Consider the following 13,852-nt stretch of genomic DNA (forward strand, 5'->3'; position numbering starts at 1 on the left):
GAAAGTTATGATAGAGAAAAATAAAAATTTAAAAGAGAGTGTTATAACCGTAGAAAATAGAAAGTTCATTTTTGCTAGTTTATTTTTACTTGCTAATAAACTACAAACTGTTGGAGATAGATGGGATGAAACAATTACTTTTAAGCAATGGTTGCTCCTAATAATGATAATTCAATTTAAAGAATCATATCCAACACTTACGGAAACAGCAGAGTTAATAGGTACTTCTAGACAAAATATAAAACAGTTGGTTTTAAAATTATAACAAAAAGATTTTATAGAAATATTAAAGGATGCTGAGGATAACAGAATTATACGATTAAAAACAACTGAAAAAGCAAAAAAAATTTTAGATGAAAAAAGTCAACAGCAAGAAATTTTTTTTAAACATATGTACAATGGAATTACAAAAGAAGAAATAGAAGTTGTTTATAGATGTTTTTTAAAACTTGATTCAAATTTAGATTATATAAATAAATTAATAGAAAAGGGGTATAAGTATGAAGATAGCAGTAATATATAGCTCAAAATATGGTGCAACAGAAGTATGTGCTAAGAAAATTTCGGATAATATAAAAGGTGAAAGTGAAATAGTAAATATTAAAGAAAATAATAATATTAATTTAGGGGAATATGATAAAATAGTTATTGGAACATCAGTATATGCAGGTAATATTGATAAAAGAATAAAAGATTTTTGTTCAAAAAATGAAGAGATATTAAAATCTAAAGTATTTGGAATTTTCATAAGCTGCATGAATGGAAGCGATTTGACAAAGTATGTAACAAGTGCTTTTTAAGCAGAAGTGATGTCTAAAGCTGTTATTATAAAAGATGTTGGTGGAATGTTTAATTTTGATAAAATGAATTTTTTTGAAAAATTTATAATAAAGAAAATAACTAAATCAATTAATATGAAAGATAATTCAAGCAATAAGATTGATGGAAAGAATAATAGCAATATGATAAATGATAATAATATTAAAGAATTTTGTGATTCAATAAATGAAATGAAGGTAAAATAAATATTTAAGGTACAGGAAGCTACTTTTCCTGTACCTTAAATATTTATAGTTCTATTACATCTAAATCATCTGGAACATAGATCTTACCAGAAAATTCTTCTTGTCCTTCTTTAATATAAAGCTCTTTTCTCATATCTAAATTTTTATCTTCAGTATGATATAAGATAACATTTTTCACATGTAAATCAGACGCATTCTTACAAGCATCTTTTGCAGTTGCATGATGTTTTTCATATGGTTTAAATACATCTTTTTGAGAATAAAGACAGAAAGCTTCATGAAATAAATAATCTACATTTTCTGAATATCCTCTCAATTCTTCTCTATAGGGCTCATCGCCTAGAAAGGTTAAAGTTTTACCATTTTCTAAGATTGTTGTAAAGCCATGTTGAAGTTCTTTGGTGCTATGTATATCGAAGAATGTTGTCTTTCTTCCAAGAATATATGTTTCATAACTATCTTCTATTTCGTTAAAAATAATTTTGTCATTAAAAAGTTTTAAAAACTTTTTTTGAAGAACAAAAGAACATATAGATTGAATTGCCTCAATAGATTTTTTATGACAATAAATATTTAAGTTTCCTGTATAGTTATTATTTAAAATATGTTGAGCTACAGCTCTAATAATCCAAACACTACCTAATATATGATCATTATGATTATGTGAAATAAACATATTATGTATTTGATTTATTTTTATGTTTGATTTTTCTAAATTAGTTAGTATTGTATTTCCACCGCCTGCATCTATAAGAAAATGTTCATCATCATTAGAAATTGTAAAGCATGTATTATAACATTTTGTTACCATTGCAGAGCCAGTACCAAGTATTGTTAATGCTTCCATAACGTCCTCCTTGTATAAATGTGTTTATAATATAAATAATTTAAAATTATTTATATTATAACAATATAAATAATAGTAAAACAAGCTAATATAAATTTATTTTTTATAGAATCGTTTACTTATATTTACTAGTGAATAATAATATATTATACTAGTGTATATACACTAGCGTTAAGGAGGATAAAAAATGAATAATAGAATTAAAGAAATGACTTATGCAGGGTTACTCACTGCACTTGCAATTATTATTCCTATTCAATTTGGATTTTTGAAAATTTATATTCCACCATTTTCAGCAACATTAACTGCGCATGTACCAATGATGCTTTCTATGTTTATTTCACCATTTGCAGCCATTGTAGTTGGAATTGGTTCAACCCTAGGTTTTCTTATATCAGGGATGCCAATGCCAGTAGTAGCTAGGGCAGCAACACATATTGTTGTGGGATATATTGGAGCAAAAATAATAATGCAAAATAAAAGCTATGTTAAAGCAGCGGCGATAACTGCACCGATACATGGAATTTTAGAAGCTGTAGTTGTAATTCCTTTTGTTGGTTTTAACTTATATCAGTTATTAATTGTTACAGCTGTAGGTGGATTTTTACATCATTGTGTTGATAGTATAATTGCTTATGGAATAGTTAAAGCAGTTGCAAAATCTAAGAAAAAAGATATATATAATGTTTTTGGACAATTTAATGTGTCTAAGACAGCATAAAATATGGAATTTTTGAGAACGAATAAGCCTTATAAAGTAGATAATAAAGAATAAGTCTATTTTATAAGGTATTCTTTTTTATAAAGATAGATAACATTAAATATAGATTTAAGTTAAAAAGTAAATTATTTAACAAATATATAGACAAAATAAATATATATCATATAATAAGTTTAGAAACAGTAAAAATATGAGGTGAAATTGATGGAAGAAAAAGAAATAATGTCTTTTAGAGATGAAGAAGGAAATAAAGTCGATTTTGAAGCTATAGCTAAAATATATTTAGATGAACAAGGATATTTATTATTATCTCCACTTGAAGAAGGTAATGATGATATGTTTGCATTTAGAATAGATATTAATGAAGATGGCAAAGAAGAATTGAATTTTGTTGAAGATAATAAAGAATTTGAAGCTGTTAAAAAGGAATATAAAAAGTTATTATATTAGATACAAAGAGGTGGAATTTTAATGGATATTACTGAAATAATAACTTATTTAGAGGAAAATGGATTAGGCGAAGTTGAAGAAATAAAAAAGGTTAAGGGTGCAGTAATAATAAAGTTTTATTATGATTTTGATAATGATGAGTTAGCTGCTGCGAGAAGTTATGCTAATGATGAAAGCGACTTTGAAGCAGAAAGTGATGAATGGTATAGTGAATACTATATTCCTTACTTGAAGGATATCGCTATTGATAATGTTGAAGGAATATGTGAAGATATGATTGATGAATATGAAGTGGGATGCAAATGTAAAAATGTAGGAATACAAAAAGGAAATGGAGAATACTTTGAATTTATTGCTATAATTTCAGAGGTTTTAGAAGACTCAGAGTTAGAAGATATATTAAATGAATACCGTGATTAATAATTAAATAATACGAATTTAATACAATTTATTATTAAATTCATATTTAGTTATAGTTGTTTATAATATGACATTAATATACACTTGAAATAATATACTAGTATGATATAATTAACTCATAGAATTCCTGAGATGTGCGTAAAACTTATCATATTCAACCTACATGACATTATCGGGATTTGCAAAATGCTTTGAAATGTCGGACTTCATTTATTCACTTAATGTGACAGAAGATGACAGGAAGAAGTTGAGCTTAACCCACCTGCGAGGCGCAGGTATTGAATATATAAGTAAACGGCATGTTGGGAATCATAGAATGTAATTAACACCTCAGTTAATGAGGTGTTTTTATTTTAGAAAATTATATTATTATAAATGTAATTTTAAGCAAATATATTATTTTTTTAAATAAGAATTTTTTAATTTTAGAAGAAGCTTAGAATAGCTAGGCAATTAAGGTTTTTTTACATGATGTTTTTTTACATGATGTTTTTTTATCCTCTTGAAAGTATTTATCAGATATCATCTTTTGACGTAGAACTATATACTTGTCTAAATTTTGAGAAAGATAAATCATGAACTTCTTTCTAGGAGAAAAAAATAAAAGTAAAAAATTTAATAGGTTTTTCCTAATAAAAATTCTGTATCCAATTAATAAATTATATATTGCTTTCATAATTACCCCCCCCTTGCGAACTTTATAGGTTAATTATAATAAAAAGAGAAATATTTGTAAAAAGAATTCGTTATACAAATATTGACATTAAAAACTAAGAACATACTAAATAATATCAAAAAACATATATAAAAGCCTATTTCACGCTAACAAATTACAATATTTCCATTTAATTACAATTAAAGCGTCCGACTATATATTACAATAAAAAATCTAATTTGTCGAAAAAAATTATTTCAAAAGTAATAATTAAAATGCTAAAATTAATGATAGATAAACTGAAAGGATGAAATCATATGGATATAAATAATATGAAGATTGAAGAGGTTGTTGAAAAGATTAATTCACTGTATAGAATTAGTCAAGAAAGGGAATTAACACAAGAAGAAAAAGAAATACAAGGACAATTAAGACAAAGATATATAAATAATGTTAAAAGAAATTTCAGAGCACAATTAGAAAACATAGAATTAAAAAAGTAAAAGGGTGATGATATTTTGGCAGTTTCAGTAAAAAAACTAATTGATGACCTTGAGTTAGAAGTCTTGGCAGAGGGGAAAGAAGATATTGAAATATCGGTAAACGATATAAACAGACCAGGATTACAATTAGCAGGGTTTTATAACTATTTTGCACCAGAAAGAATTCAAGTTATAGGTAAAGCTGAGTGGAGCTTTCTAGATGATATGCAAATTGAGGTAAGAAAGAAAAGAGTAAAAAAATATTTTAGCTTTGATATAAGCTGTTTAATAATAACAAGGGGATTAGAACCGCATCCTGAATTTATTAGTGAAGCAAAGAAGCATAAAATATGGGTACTTAGAAGTAAGCTTGTAACTACTAATTTCATTAGTAAGACTACAATTTACCTTTCTGATAAGCTTGCTCCAGAGACACGTTTACATGGAGTCCTTGTAGATGTTTCAGGAATTGGGATATTAATTACTGGAGAAAGTGGAATTGGAAAGAGTGAAACGGCATTAGAACTAATAAAAAGAGGGCATAGACTTGTTACAGATGATGCTGTTGATATAAAAGAGATTGATGGTGATTTAATTGGCACATCACCTAAGATTACAGTGGGTATGTTAGAAGTAAGGGGAATAGGGATAATAGATGTGACTCAATTATATGGATTAAGCTCAGTTGTTCAAAAGAAGGAAATAAAATTAGTTATGCATTTTGAACATTGGAGAGATGATAATGATTATGACAGATTGGGTATAGATGAAAATTATATGGATATATTAGGAGTAAAGGTTAAAAAACTTATTGTTCCAGTAATACCAGGTAGAAATATTGCAGTTATCATTGAAGCAGCAGCAGTTAACTATAGATATTCACTAATGTCTCAAATTACACCAGTAGATGTTATTGAAAATAGAATGAATACTATTAGTGATTTATAGTAGTATAATAAATATATAAGTATATAAGTTCCAATAAAGTTACTTCATATGAACATGTATCCTTTTGATTTAGGGCAGATTTTAATGAAGATCTTAATTAGAACATATATATTAAACTAATATTATAAGGAGTTGACATAAGTTATGAATAACAAATCAAAAAAGAATGCATGGGTTAAGTATGATGATGAGAAAGTGAAAGAAATATTTAGCTTTAGTGATAAATATAAATCTTTTATTTCTACATGTAAAACAGAAAGAGAATGTGTTAAGGAGTCAATAAGGCTTGCAGAAAGTGTTGGATATAGAAATTTAGAAGATATAATTAAAAATAATGAAACTTTAAAATGTGGAGATAAGGTATATGCAAATAATAAAGATAAAAATATTGCCTTATTTGTTATTGGAAGCGAACCAATAGAAAAAGGATTAAAAATATTAGGAGCACATATAGATTCTCCAAGATTAGATTTAAAACAAAATCCTTTATATGAAGAAGGAGAGTTGGCATTATTAGATACTCATTATTATGGCGGAATAAAGAAATATCAATGGGTTACACTTCCATTAGCACTTCATGGGGTTGTTGCTAAAAAGGATGGCACTTTAATAGATATATGTATAGGAGAAGATGAAAATGATCCTGTAGTTGGAATATCAGATCTTTTAGTGCATTTAGCAGGAGAGCAAATGGGAAAAAAGGCTGATAAAGTTGTTGAAGGTGAAGATTTAAATGTGCTTGTTGGAAGTATTCCATTAAAAGAAGATGAAAAAGAAGCTGTAAAAGCAAATATATTAAAAATATTAAAAGAAAAGTATGATTTTGAAGAAGAAGACTTTTTATCAGCTGAAATAGAAATAGTTCCAGCAGGTAAGGCTAGAGATTATGGATTAGATAGAAGTATGATCATGGGATATGGTCATGATGATAGAGTATGTGCTTACACATCTCTTGCTGCCATGTTAGATATTGAAAATGTTGATAAGACTTGTTGTACTCTTTTAGTTGATAAAGAAGAAGTTGGAAGTAATGGAGCAACTGGTATGCATTCAAAATTCTTTGAAAACATAGTTGCTGAATTAATAGATAGAGTAGAAGGATATAATGACTTAAAATTAAGAAGATGTCTTACAAATTCTAAAATGCTTTCATCTGATGTAAGTGCTGCCTTTGATCCAAACTATCCAAGTGTAATGGAAAAGAAGAATAGTGCATATTTTGGTCATGGAATTGTATTTAACAAGTATACTGGTGCGAGAGGAAAATCAGGATGTAATGATGCTAATGCTGAATATATGGCAGAGCTTAGAAGTATAATGGAAAAACATGATGTAAGCTTCCAAACTGCTGAATTAGGTAAAGTAGATGCTGGTGGTGGTGGAACTATTGCATATATTCTAGCAAATTATAATATGGAAGTTATAGATTCTGGTGTAGCAGTTCAAAACATGCATTCTCCATGGGAAATTGTTAGTAAAGTAGATGTTTATGAAACAATGAAGGGATATAGAGCATTCTTAAAAGAAGCATAAAATAATATGAAAAGAACCTAGAAGATTTAATATTCTTTTAGGTTCTTTTCATATTATAACTTAATTTGTAATTTTTCTAATAAGTTTGATAAATTTTCAGATGAGATCTCCATAGAACCTATATCTCCGTGTCTAGTATCATTTTGTATGCCGTGAAAATCAGAACCACAAGAGTTTAACAAATTATATTCTTTAGCTATATTTAAATAATAATTAGTTTCTTCAGTTGTATTTTGATAATAAATTGATTCTATACCATCTATATTCATTTTAATAAATTCCTCTATAGGAGTATTTTTTATTAATTTTGGGTGTGCCAAAAAAACTAAAGCATTATATTTCTTTAAAAGATTTATTCCATACTCTGTAGATAGCTTTAATGTAGGAACATAAGCCTTAGAATCTTTTCCTATAAATTTATCAAATATTTCATCGTGACTATAATCATATCCAGCATCTATTATAGCTTTAGCAATGTGAGGTCTAGCAATTGTATCTTTTGATTCTTTTAATATTTTTTCAAAACTTATTTTTATGTTAAATTCATCATCTAATTTTTTAGTTATTTTTTGAGCTCTTATAATTCTATGATTTTTTATTTTGTCTAGCTCTTGTATGAAGTTTTGATTATTATAGCTTTTGTCTTTAAAGTAACCTAATATATGTATGCTTTCATTGTTATATTGAGTAGATAATTCTATTCCAGGAATAAATGAAATATCATATTTTTGACTTTCTACCAGGGCTTCATCTAAGCCGGAAACAGTATCATGATCAGTAATTGAAAGATATTTTACATTATTCTTGTAAGCCTTGAAGACAACTTCTTTGGGTGATAAAACTCCATCAGAAGATGAAGTATGAACATGAAAATCAGCTTTGATCATTTTTGTATTAACCTCCAAATTTACAGTGATTTTAATAATTAAAAAGAAATTCTTATTTATAATATAATATCATAATAATAGTTATTTGAAATAGTTTTATAAAAAATACTGTAAATTAAGAAGTTATTTAATTAGACGTAGGTGTATTTTGTATATGGCTGCAAAATTCAAATAAGTTATAACCTAATGGTACATTTTCCATAGATATAGAGTCTTCTTCAAAAGTGCCATCCCATGGTGATATAGAAATATTTGAAGAGCTAAAAACCTTGATTAGATATTTACTAGTATCATCGAATACTATTTTTATTCTAAAAGGCTCTTTTTCTACAATATAATTATCTAAATAATTTGTTTCAGTTAATGAACCTATAAAATTTTCGATTATATCATCTTCATCAGAAGATACTTTAATCTCCTTATAAAGATTAGTATCAAAAACGTATAAAGTAAAAGGATCATTCTCAAGAAGCTTCTTTTTAATCTCACTTGTATAATAATGATTATTAGGTTTTTTAGATAGACTTATGTATTTTGGATCTTGAATAGTACAACTACATAGCATTAGTGAAAGAAGTGTGCTAACTGCAAAAAATAAGAATTTTTTCAAACGAATTTCCTCCCATAAAAGTAATACTTATTTTAATTTATTCAAAAGAGATTTTTTTAGAACTTGTTAAAGTTCAGATATAAGTGATAATTAGGTATTTTGTTTAATAAAAATACAAGGTAAGAATAATTTGGAGGGCACCATGTATATAATAGGAACAGCAGGACCTAATATAAAAGAAAAGTCTTCAATAAAGGGAATTATTGATAATGGAGTAAATGTCTTAAGGTTTAATTTTGCACATGGAAGTGAAGACGAATTTTTAGAATTCTTAAAGTTTACAAAAGATATTGATAAAAATGTTAAAATAGTATTAGATCTTTCAGGTACAAAAATTAGGGTATCTAATAGGTTTGATTATATATACAAGATTTATGAGAGAGAAGAAGTATATTTTTGCGGAGAGGATAAATATGAAAGCATAAAAAGCAGTTTTAACAATAAGAAACTTATACCATTAAATATAAAAGATGAATTATTGCATTTGAAAAAATATAAAGAAATATCAATTAAAGATAATACAATGAATTTTAGAATAATAGGAAAAAAAGATAGCGCAATAAAAACTATAACTATAAAAGGTGGAATAATAAGAAAGGGAAAAGGTTGTAATATAAAGAATCTCGACAGAAGTAAATTTGATTTAAGTGAAAATGATAAAAAAGCAATCTTATGGGGAATAGAAAATCAGGTTGATATAATATGTCAGTCATTTGTGGAAGAAATAAATGATATAAAAAAGATAAAGGAATTTTTATCTAAAAATTCAATTACAGAATATAAGCCAACTATTTGGGGGAAAATAGAAACTTTGAAAGGAGTAAACAATATAAAAGGTATAATAAAGGAAGTTGATGGAATTGTTATTGGAAGAGGAGATTTAATACCAGAAACATCAATTGAAGATACACCTATTTATGAGCAGATTGTTATGGATGAAGTTTTAAAAGAAGGCAATAAAGATCTAATTATAGCTACACATATTTTTAATAGCATGAAAAATGGAAAACGTGCATCAATAGCTGAAGTAGAATGTGTATATAATTTTATTAAAGCAGGGGTTACAGGATTTTTATTAGCAGGAGAAACATCAATAGGAAAGACACCGTTAAAAACAGTGAAATTTTTGAAATCACTCATTGATAAATATATAAATTAAATTTATTTAATCTTATGTCATTTACATTCATATAAAGTCATGATAAAACTTCACAAAATAGAACGATAAAATTAGTCATATTATTTTTATTTTGTGAAGTTTCCATTTATAAAAGTTTATGAATTTTATTAAAATAGATAGTTATTATAAGTGTTAAAGCATAATCATAAACTAGAAACATAATTTGAGCTAAAATAAATACTATATATAATGAATATGGTAAAACAATATTTCCAATGAAAGCAGTCATTATGAAATATATAATTAAGAGTAGCACATTAAATGTAAGTAATTTTAATAATATTTCATAAGTTAGCTTATGAATCTTTTCAATATAATGCTTTATTATTCCGTAAATTCCGAAAAACAATATATATGCTAGTGAAATGTTAATAGGTATTATCATTAAGCTAAGTATACTGCTACAAGCGTATACTAGAAAAGCATTTTTTATACTAGTTCTAATAATACAGATAGGAATTAAGCATGATGATATGGTGAGAACGGATAAAGTACTTATTGGCAACAAAGAGGTAGCATAAAGAACTACTAAAGTAAGAGCTATTAAAATTCCGCTTTCAGCAATATGTTTAGATTTCATTGTATCACTTCCTATAAATTAATATAAAGAAAGAAATTAAGTCATATATTTAGACTCAATTTCTAAAACACTAACAAAATATGTAAATTAACAACAACTAATAATATCTCCACCAAAACATTCACATAAGGTGTCTAAACACCATAACTGCATACAGCAATCACATGGATCTTGGGAACCGCCTCTTGTTGTTCTATAATATGGATTAGAATAGTTTGTAGTTCTTTGATTTAGAGAATTTAAAACCTGTCTATATTCAAAATTGTTTGGATCCATACGGGTAGCAGTGCTAACATGTTCATAAGCAGAATCATACCAACCTTTGTTAAGCATAACAACTCCATATAAAAAGTGCCATTCAGCATTTCTATTTGGAATAGAATTTAAGCTTTGTTCAGCAGCAGTAAAGTTTCTGCTATTTATATATCTTCTTATTTCTTGTAGATTAAATGAGTTATTAGAAGATGTATTACTATAACTAGTTGAAGAATTGGTAGAATTAGAATAATTATTTGAACTTCCATAGTTACCATTATTTTTAGTTAATGTATCATATGCTTCATTTATTTCCCTCATCTTTTGTTCTGCTAAATCTTTAAGTGGGTTATCAATATATTGATCTGGATGATATTGTTTTATAAGTTTTCTATATGCACTTTTTATTTCATCTTGACTTGCTCCCTGTTTTAATCCTAATACTTCATATGGGTTCATTTATAAGTCACTCCTCTTGCTTTTGTTAATTTTATCTTCATTTTCAATTACCTTTAAATATTTATCCATTAATCCAAGTTCAATTATATTAAAAATTATATCTTTATTTCGAGTTAGATTAAGTTTGTTTAAATTTTCCATGCAAGTATAGCCGCAATTTAATATTGTGAACTGAACTCTTTGTTTTATTGATTCCATAAATCTATTATAATCTAAATTATCTTTATTATATAAATAATTCAATGGATTAAATTTATTTTTTTCTATATCAGACTTTAAATCATCTAAAGCATCTATTAAATATATCCATTTTCCAATAGAATATCCTAATTGATATAGTGTTTCTCTTAGTTCATTAGAATCATCTTTTAGATTGAAAGGATATTCTTTTAAAACTATTCCAACTAATTTGCTAAATGGCTCACAAATTTCATCTATACAAGTAAAATTTTTATTCTTTTCTAATAGAGAAAGATCATTTAAGCATTTACGTATCTTATTATTTATTTCTATAATGGAAGTAGAAAACTTTTTTTGGTAAGGTGATAATAGAGCAGCTTTAAATTTACTTTTTAAATTATCATCATCATTAACATCGTCTATAAACTTATAATATACTAATGCAATATTTATTGCAGCAGCGTAAGATAATGCCTCATTATCATCAATTATTATTTTTTTCATTGATGGATGAAGCGCACATAAATGCTTTTTTACTTTTATTTCATCAGCACTTAGACCATCTAATAACAAACCTAAAAAAGTCATATCATAGTTTAAGAATGCTCTAGGAACATTACCAAAATTGTTCTTTATATGACAACAAAGACCACAGTAATAACATTTAAATCTTTCGTAATCTTTGACTTTCATTTCAGCTTTTAATGGAGTAACATATCCAAACAAGGTCAACACTCCTTAATTTAATTCATTATAAACTTATTATATTATACAGTAATTAATATAATTCAAACAACAGTATAGAAGATTAATAAGAAAAAGTTAATATATTATTAATAATTATTTATAGGGGAATAGGATTATATAATAAAAATTAAATAAAGATCTAATTCGACAAAGTATTGAGAATGTTTTAAGAAAAAATATGATAAAAAATGATATTAAGTACTATAATTAATGAGTGATAATCTATAAAGATTTACATAACAATACTTTTTTTTACAATTAGTACACGCTTTTAATTAAAGCACAGTTGCTTTTTATCTTGGAAGAGATATAATTAACTCATAAAATAGTTTTATTGGAATATAATATTAAAATGGACAAAGTGTATTAAATATTTATTATTTATGAATAATATAGAAAATAAATAAATAATTTTTCTAAAAGCTATTTACAACGGATAATTATTATTATATAATAATATCTGAAAGAGACAAAAACAAAAGATAATAAATTAAAAATAATTATAGATATTTTAGGAGGAGTTTATTATGAAAAAATTTGTTTGTACAGTGTGTGGTTATGTTTATGAAGGAGAAACAGCTCCAGAAAAGTGCCCAGTGTGTGGTGTAGGTGCTGATAAGTTTAAAGAACAAGCTGGAGATATGACTTGGGCAGCAGAACATGTTGTAGGAGTAGCTCAAGGTTCATCAGAAGATATCATGGCTGACTTAAGAGCTAACTTTGAAGGAGAATGCTGCGAAGTAGGTATGTATTTAGCAATGGCTAGAGTTGCACATAGAGAAGGTTATCCAGAAATTGGTTTATATTATGAAAAAGCAGCTTGGGAAGAAGCTGAACATGCATCTAAATTTGCTGAATTATTAGGAGAAGTTATAACTGATTCAACTAAGAAGAACCTAGAATTAAGAGTAGCTGCTGAAAATGGAGCAACTGAAGGTAAGTTCGATTTAGCTAAGAGAGCTAAAGCTGCTAACTTAGATGCTATACATGATACAGTTCATGAAATGGCAAGAGATGAAGCTAGACACGGAAAAGCTTTCAAAGGATTATTAGAAAGATATTTCGGTTAATAAATAAAAAAATAAGATAAGAGTACTTTTGTACTCTTATCTTATTTTTTTTATTCTCCTAATTTTAAAACTAAATCATTATAAGTAGATTCGTAAACATCAAAAGTTTTTTTATCAAAACATACCATTGCAATTTCATCTAATTTATTAGGCGTATTTTTTATGAAATTAAATATTTCTTCTAATGCAATTTTACTTGCTTCTTTAATTGGAAACCCATAAGCTCCAGTACTTATAGAAGAAAAAGCAAGTGTTTTTATTGGATAAGTACTGATATATTTGTTAAATTGATCAACAGTTGATTCTTTTTTCCTTGAGCTATTAAATAAGTAAAGATGATCATTTATAATTCTAATGCATTGCTCAGAATAATAAGAGGCATAGTTAACAGCTACATTTAGAACTGAACGATAGCAATTTCTTAAATATTTATTTTCGTGTCCATTATGTCTGTAAATAGGTCCAACAGTATGGATTATCCAGAAAATACCTTGTGTAGTTAAATTATATGATCGAGTAATCTTTGAACTTCCTGTAAGGCACCCTTGTAAAAATTTACACTCTTCTAGCAATTGTTCACCACAGGCCTTATGAATAGCACCATCAACGCCACCACCACCAAGAAGAGAGGCATTTGCAGCGTTAACAATTGCATCATATTTAACTTTTGTTATATCGTCTAATATTATCTTAACTTTTGTCATATATATCCCCTCAATAATATAAATTCTAATTAATTATAGTTTACACCAAAGAATAGAAAATAAAAAGAAATTATTGGATAATATAGAAATGAAAATATA

At 26.5% G+C, this 13,852-nt stretch carries 19 protein-coding genes and 1 other RNA gene; 13 read left to right on the top strand and 7 right to left on the bottom strand.

Annotated elements, in window-relative coordinates:
• Positions 1-7 precede the first annotated feature (7 nt).
• The 4 genes from BN2920_RS09330 (at position 8) to BN2920_RS09340 (ending at position 1,025) form a co-directional block, all read left to right on the top strand.
• The gene (locus tag BN2920_RS09330) at positions 8-265 is read left to right on the top strand and encodes a hypothetical protein (RefSeq protein ID WP_058294745.1); all 258 of its coding nucleotides are present in this window, start codon (positions 8-10) and stop codon (positions 263-265) included.
• A 126-nt stretch (positions 266-391) separates the two neighbouring features.
• Positions 392-523 carry a hypothetical protein gene (locus tag BN2920_RS22365; protein ID WP_268259120.1) on the top strand — a complete coding sequence of 44 codons (132 nt, stop codon included), beginning with the start codon at positions 392-394 and terminating at the stop codon, positions 521-523.
• A complete protein-coding gene (locus BN2920_RS09335; protein ID WP_058294746.1) occupies positions 501-800 on the top strand; it encodes a flavodoxin domain-containing protein in 300 nt (99 codons plus the stop codon). The genes BN2920_RS22365 and BN2920_RS09335 overlap by 23 nt, the downstream gene beginning before the upstream one ends.
• 9 nt (positions 801-809) lie before the next feature.
• Complete coding sequence (locus BN2920_RS09340; protein WP_058294747.1) at positions 810-1,025, top strand: hypothetical protein; 216 nt, start codon at positions 810-812, stop codon at positions 1,023-1,025.
• Between the two features lie 43 nt (positions 1,026-1,068).
• Here BN2920_RS09340 and BN2920_RS09345 read toward each other — a convergent pair whose 3' ends face one another.
• Entirely contained in the window at positions 1,069-1,872 is an 804-nt protein-coding gene (locus BN2920_RS09345) for an MBL fold metallo-hydrolase (protein WP_058294748.1), read from the bottom strand.
• A gap of 187 nt (positions 1,873-2,059) precedes the next feature.
• Here BN2920_RS09345 and BN2920_RS09350 point away from each other — a divergent pair, with 187 nt between their 5' ends.
• From BN2920_RS09350 to ssrS, 4 genes are all read left to right on the top strand, one after another.
• Positions 2,060-2,593 carry an ECF transporter S component gene (locus tag BN2920_RS09350; protein WP_058294749.1) on the top strand — a complete coding sequence of 178 codons (534 nt, stop codon included), beginning with the start codon at positions 2,060-2,062 and terminating at the stop codon, positions 2,591-2,593.
• 204 nt (positions 2,594-2,797) lie between these two features.
• Positions 2,798-3,043 (top strand): DUF1292 domain-containing protein, encoded by a 246-nt coding sequence (locus tag BN2920_RS09355; RefSeq protein ID WP_058294750.1) that lies wholly within the window; start codon positions 2,798-2,800, stop codon positions 3,041-3,043.
• A 21-nt stretch (positions 3,044-3,064) separates the two neighbouring features.
• Positions 3,065-3,463, top strand: coding sequence for a hypothetical protein (locus tag BN2920_RS09360; RefSeq protein ID WP_058294751.1), 399 nt, complete (start codon positions 3,065-3,067; stop codon positions 3,461-3,463).
• A 121-nt stretch (positions 3,464-3,584) separates the two neighbouring features.
• A non-coding RNA gene (gene ssrS / locus BN2920_RS20995) (6S RNA) lies at positions 3,585-3,776 on the top strand.
• A 132-nt stretch (positions 3,777-3,908) separates the two neighbouring features.
• On the opposite strand, the gene BN2920_RS09365 is transcribed toward ssrS, so the two are convergent.
• Positions 3,909-4,139 (bottom strand): hypothetical protein, encoded by a 231-nt coding sequence (locus BN2920_RS09365; RefSeq protein WP_058294752.1) that lies wholly within the window; start codon positions 4,137-4,139, stop codon positions 3,909-3,911.
• 296 nt (positions 4,140-4,435) lie between these two features.
• Between BN2920_RS09365 and BN2920_RS09370 the strand changes: the two genes are divergently transcribed.
• From BN2920_RS09370 to BN2920_RS09380, 3 genes are all read left to right on the top strand, one after another.
• A complete protein-coding gene (locus tag BN2920_RS09370) occupies positions 4,436-4,621 on the top strand; it encodes a DUF896 domain-containing protein (protein WP_058294753.1) in 186 nt (61 codons plus the stop codon).
• Positions 4,622-4,636: 15 nt separating this feature from the next.
• Positions 4,637-5,548 carry an HPr(Ser) kinase/phosphatase gene (hprK, locus tag BN2920_RS09375; RefSeq protein WP_058294754.1) on the top strand — a complete coding sequence of 304 codons (912 nt, stop codon included), beginning with the start codon at positions 4,637-4,639 and terminating at the stop codon, positions 5,546-5,548.
• Between the two features lie 144 nt (positions 5,549-5,692).
• The gene (locus BN2920_RS09380; RefSeq protein ID WP_058294755.1) at positions 5,693-7,081 is read left to right on the top strand and encodes an aminopeptidase; all 1,389 of its coding nucleotides are present in this window, start codon (positions 5,693-5,695) and stop codon (positions 7,079-7,081) included.
• A 53-nt stretch (positions 7,082-7,134) separates the two neighbouring features.
• Here BN2920_RS09380 and BN2920_RS09385 read toward each other — a convergent pair whose 3' ends face one another.
• Positions 7,135-7,968: a PHP domain-containing protein gene (locus BN2920_RS09385; RefSeq protein WP_058294756.1), complete on the bottom strand. Its 834-nt coding sequence runs from the start codon at positions 7,966-7,968 to the stop codon at positions 7,135-7,137.
• A 127-nt stretch (positions 7,969-8,095) separates the two neighbouring features.
• Positions 8,096-8,578, bottom strand: coding sequence for a DUF4883 family protein (locus BN2920_RS09390; RefSeq protein ID WP_230132123.1), 483 nt, complete (start codon positions 8,576-8,578; stop codon positions 8,096-8,098).
• Positions 8,579-8,720: 142 nt separating this feature from the next.
• On the opposite strand from BN2920_RS09390, the gene BN2920_RS09395 reads away from it, so the two are divergent.
• Positions 8,721-9,737, top strand: a complete 1,017-nt coding sequence (locus BN2920_RS09395; RefSeq protein WP_058294757.1) for a pyruvate kinase — start codon at positions 8,721-8,723, stop codon at positions 9,735-9,737.
• 688 nt (positions 9,738-10,425) lie between these two features.
• Here BN2920_RS09395 and BN2920_RS09405 read toward each other — a convergent pair.
• Entirely contained in the window at positions 10,426-11,052 is a 627-nt protein-coding gene (locus tag BN2920_RS09405) for a J domain-containing protein (protein WP_058294759.1), read from the bottom strand.
• On the bottom strand, positions 11,053-11,958 hold the full coding sequence (locus BN2920_RS09410) for a DUF5685 family protein (RefSeq protein WP_058294760.1): 906 nt from the start codon (positions 11,956-11,958) through the stop codon (positions 11,053-11,055).
• A gap of 548 nt (positions 11,959-12,506) precedes the next feature.
• Here BN2920_RS09410 and BN2920_RS09415 point away from each other — a divergent pair.
• A complete protein-coding gene (locus BN2920_RS09415) occupies positions 12,507-13,049 on the top strand; it encodes an NADH peroxidase (RefSeq protein ID WP_058294761.1) in 543 nt (180 codons plus the stop codon).
• Positions 13,050-13,099: 50 nt separating this feature from the next.
• On the opposite strand, the gene BN2920_RS09420 is transcribed toward BN2920_RS09415, so the two are convergent.
• Positions 13,100-13,753 (bottom strand): macro domain-containing protein, encoded by a 654-nt coding sequence (locus BN2920_RS09420; RefSeq protein ID WP_058294762.1) that lies wholly within the window; start codon positions 13,751-13,753, stop codon positions 13,100-13,102.
• Positions 13,754-13,852: the final 99 nt, after the last annotated feature.

This window comes from Clostridium neonatale, from assembly GCF_001458595.1.
GTDB lineage: Bacteria > Bacillota > Clostridia > Clostridiales > Clostridiaceae > Clostridium > Clostridium neonatale.

Excerpts from the sequence above, each read along its gene's own strand:
- BN2920_RS09385 (WP_058294756.1), bottom strand. The coding sequence starts at position 7,968 with ATGATCAAAGCTGATTTTCATGTTCATACTTCATCTTCTGATGGAGTT.
- BN2920_RS09345 (WP_058294748.1), bottom strand. The coding sequence starts at position 1,872 with ATGGAAGCATTAACAATACTTGGTACTGGCTCTGCAATGGTAACAAAA.
- BN2920_RS09350 (WP_058294749.1), top strand. The coding sequence starts at position 2,060 with ATGAATAATAGAATTAAAGAAATGACTTATGCAGGGTTACTCACTGCA.
- BN2920_RS09340 (WP_058294747.1), top strand. The coding sequence starts at position 810 with ATGTCTAAAGCTGTTATTATAAAAGATGTTGGTGGAATGTTTAATTTT.
- BN2920_RS09395 (WP_058294757.1), top strand. The coding sequence starts at position 8,721 with ATGTATATAATAGGAACAGCAGGACCTAATATAAAAGAAAAGTCTTCA.
- BN2920_RS09380 (WP_058294755.1), top strand. The coding sequence starts at position 5,693 with ATGAATAACAAATCAAAAAAGAATGCATGGGTTAAGTATGATGATGAG.
- BN2920_RS09370 (WP_058294753.1), top strand. The coding sequence starts at position 4,436 with ATGGATATAAATAATATGAAGATTGAAGAGGTTGTTGAAAAGATTAAT.
- BN2920_RS09415 (WP_058294761.1), top strand. The coding sequence starts at position 12,507 with ATGAAAAAATTTGTTTGTACAGTGTGTGGTTATGTTTATGAAGGAGAA.
- BN2920_RS09330 (WP_058294745.1), top strand. The coding sequence starts at position 8 with ATGATAGAGAAAAATAAAAATTTAAAAGAGAGTGTTATAACCGTAGAA.
- BN2920_RS09335 (WP_058294746.1), top strand. The coding sequence starts at position 501 with ATGAAGATAGCAGTAATATATAGCTCAAAATATGGTGCAACAGAAGTA.
- BN2920_RS09355 (WP_058294750.1), top strand. The coding sequence starts at position 2,798 with ATGGAAGAAAAAGAAATAATGTCTTTTAGAGATGAAGAAGGAAATAAA.
- BN2920_RS09365 (WP_058294752.1), bottom strand. The coding sequence starts at position 4,139 with ATGAAAGCAATATATAATTTATTAATTGGATACAGAATTTTTATTAGG.
- BN2920_RS09405 (WP_058294759.1), bottom strand. The coding sequence starts at position 11,052 with ATGAACCCATATGAAGTATTAGGATTAAAACAGGGAGCAAGTCAAGAT.
- BN2920_RS09420 (WP_058294762.1), bottom strand. The coding sequence starts at position 13,753 with ATGACAAAAGTTAAGATAATATTAGACGATATAACAAAAGTTAAATAT.
- BN2920_RS22365 (WP_268259120.1), top strand. The coding sequence starts at position 392 with ATGTACAATGGAATTACAAAAGAAGAAATAGAAGTTGTTTATAGATGT.
- BN2920_RS09360 (WP_058294751.1), top strand. The coding sequence starts at position 3,065 with ATGGATATTACTGAAATAATAACTTATTTAGAGGAAAATGGATTAGGC.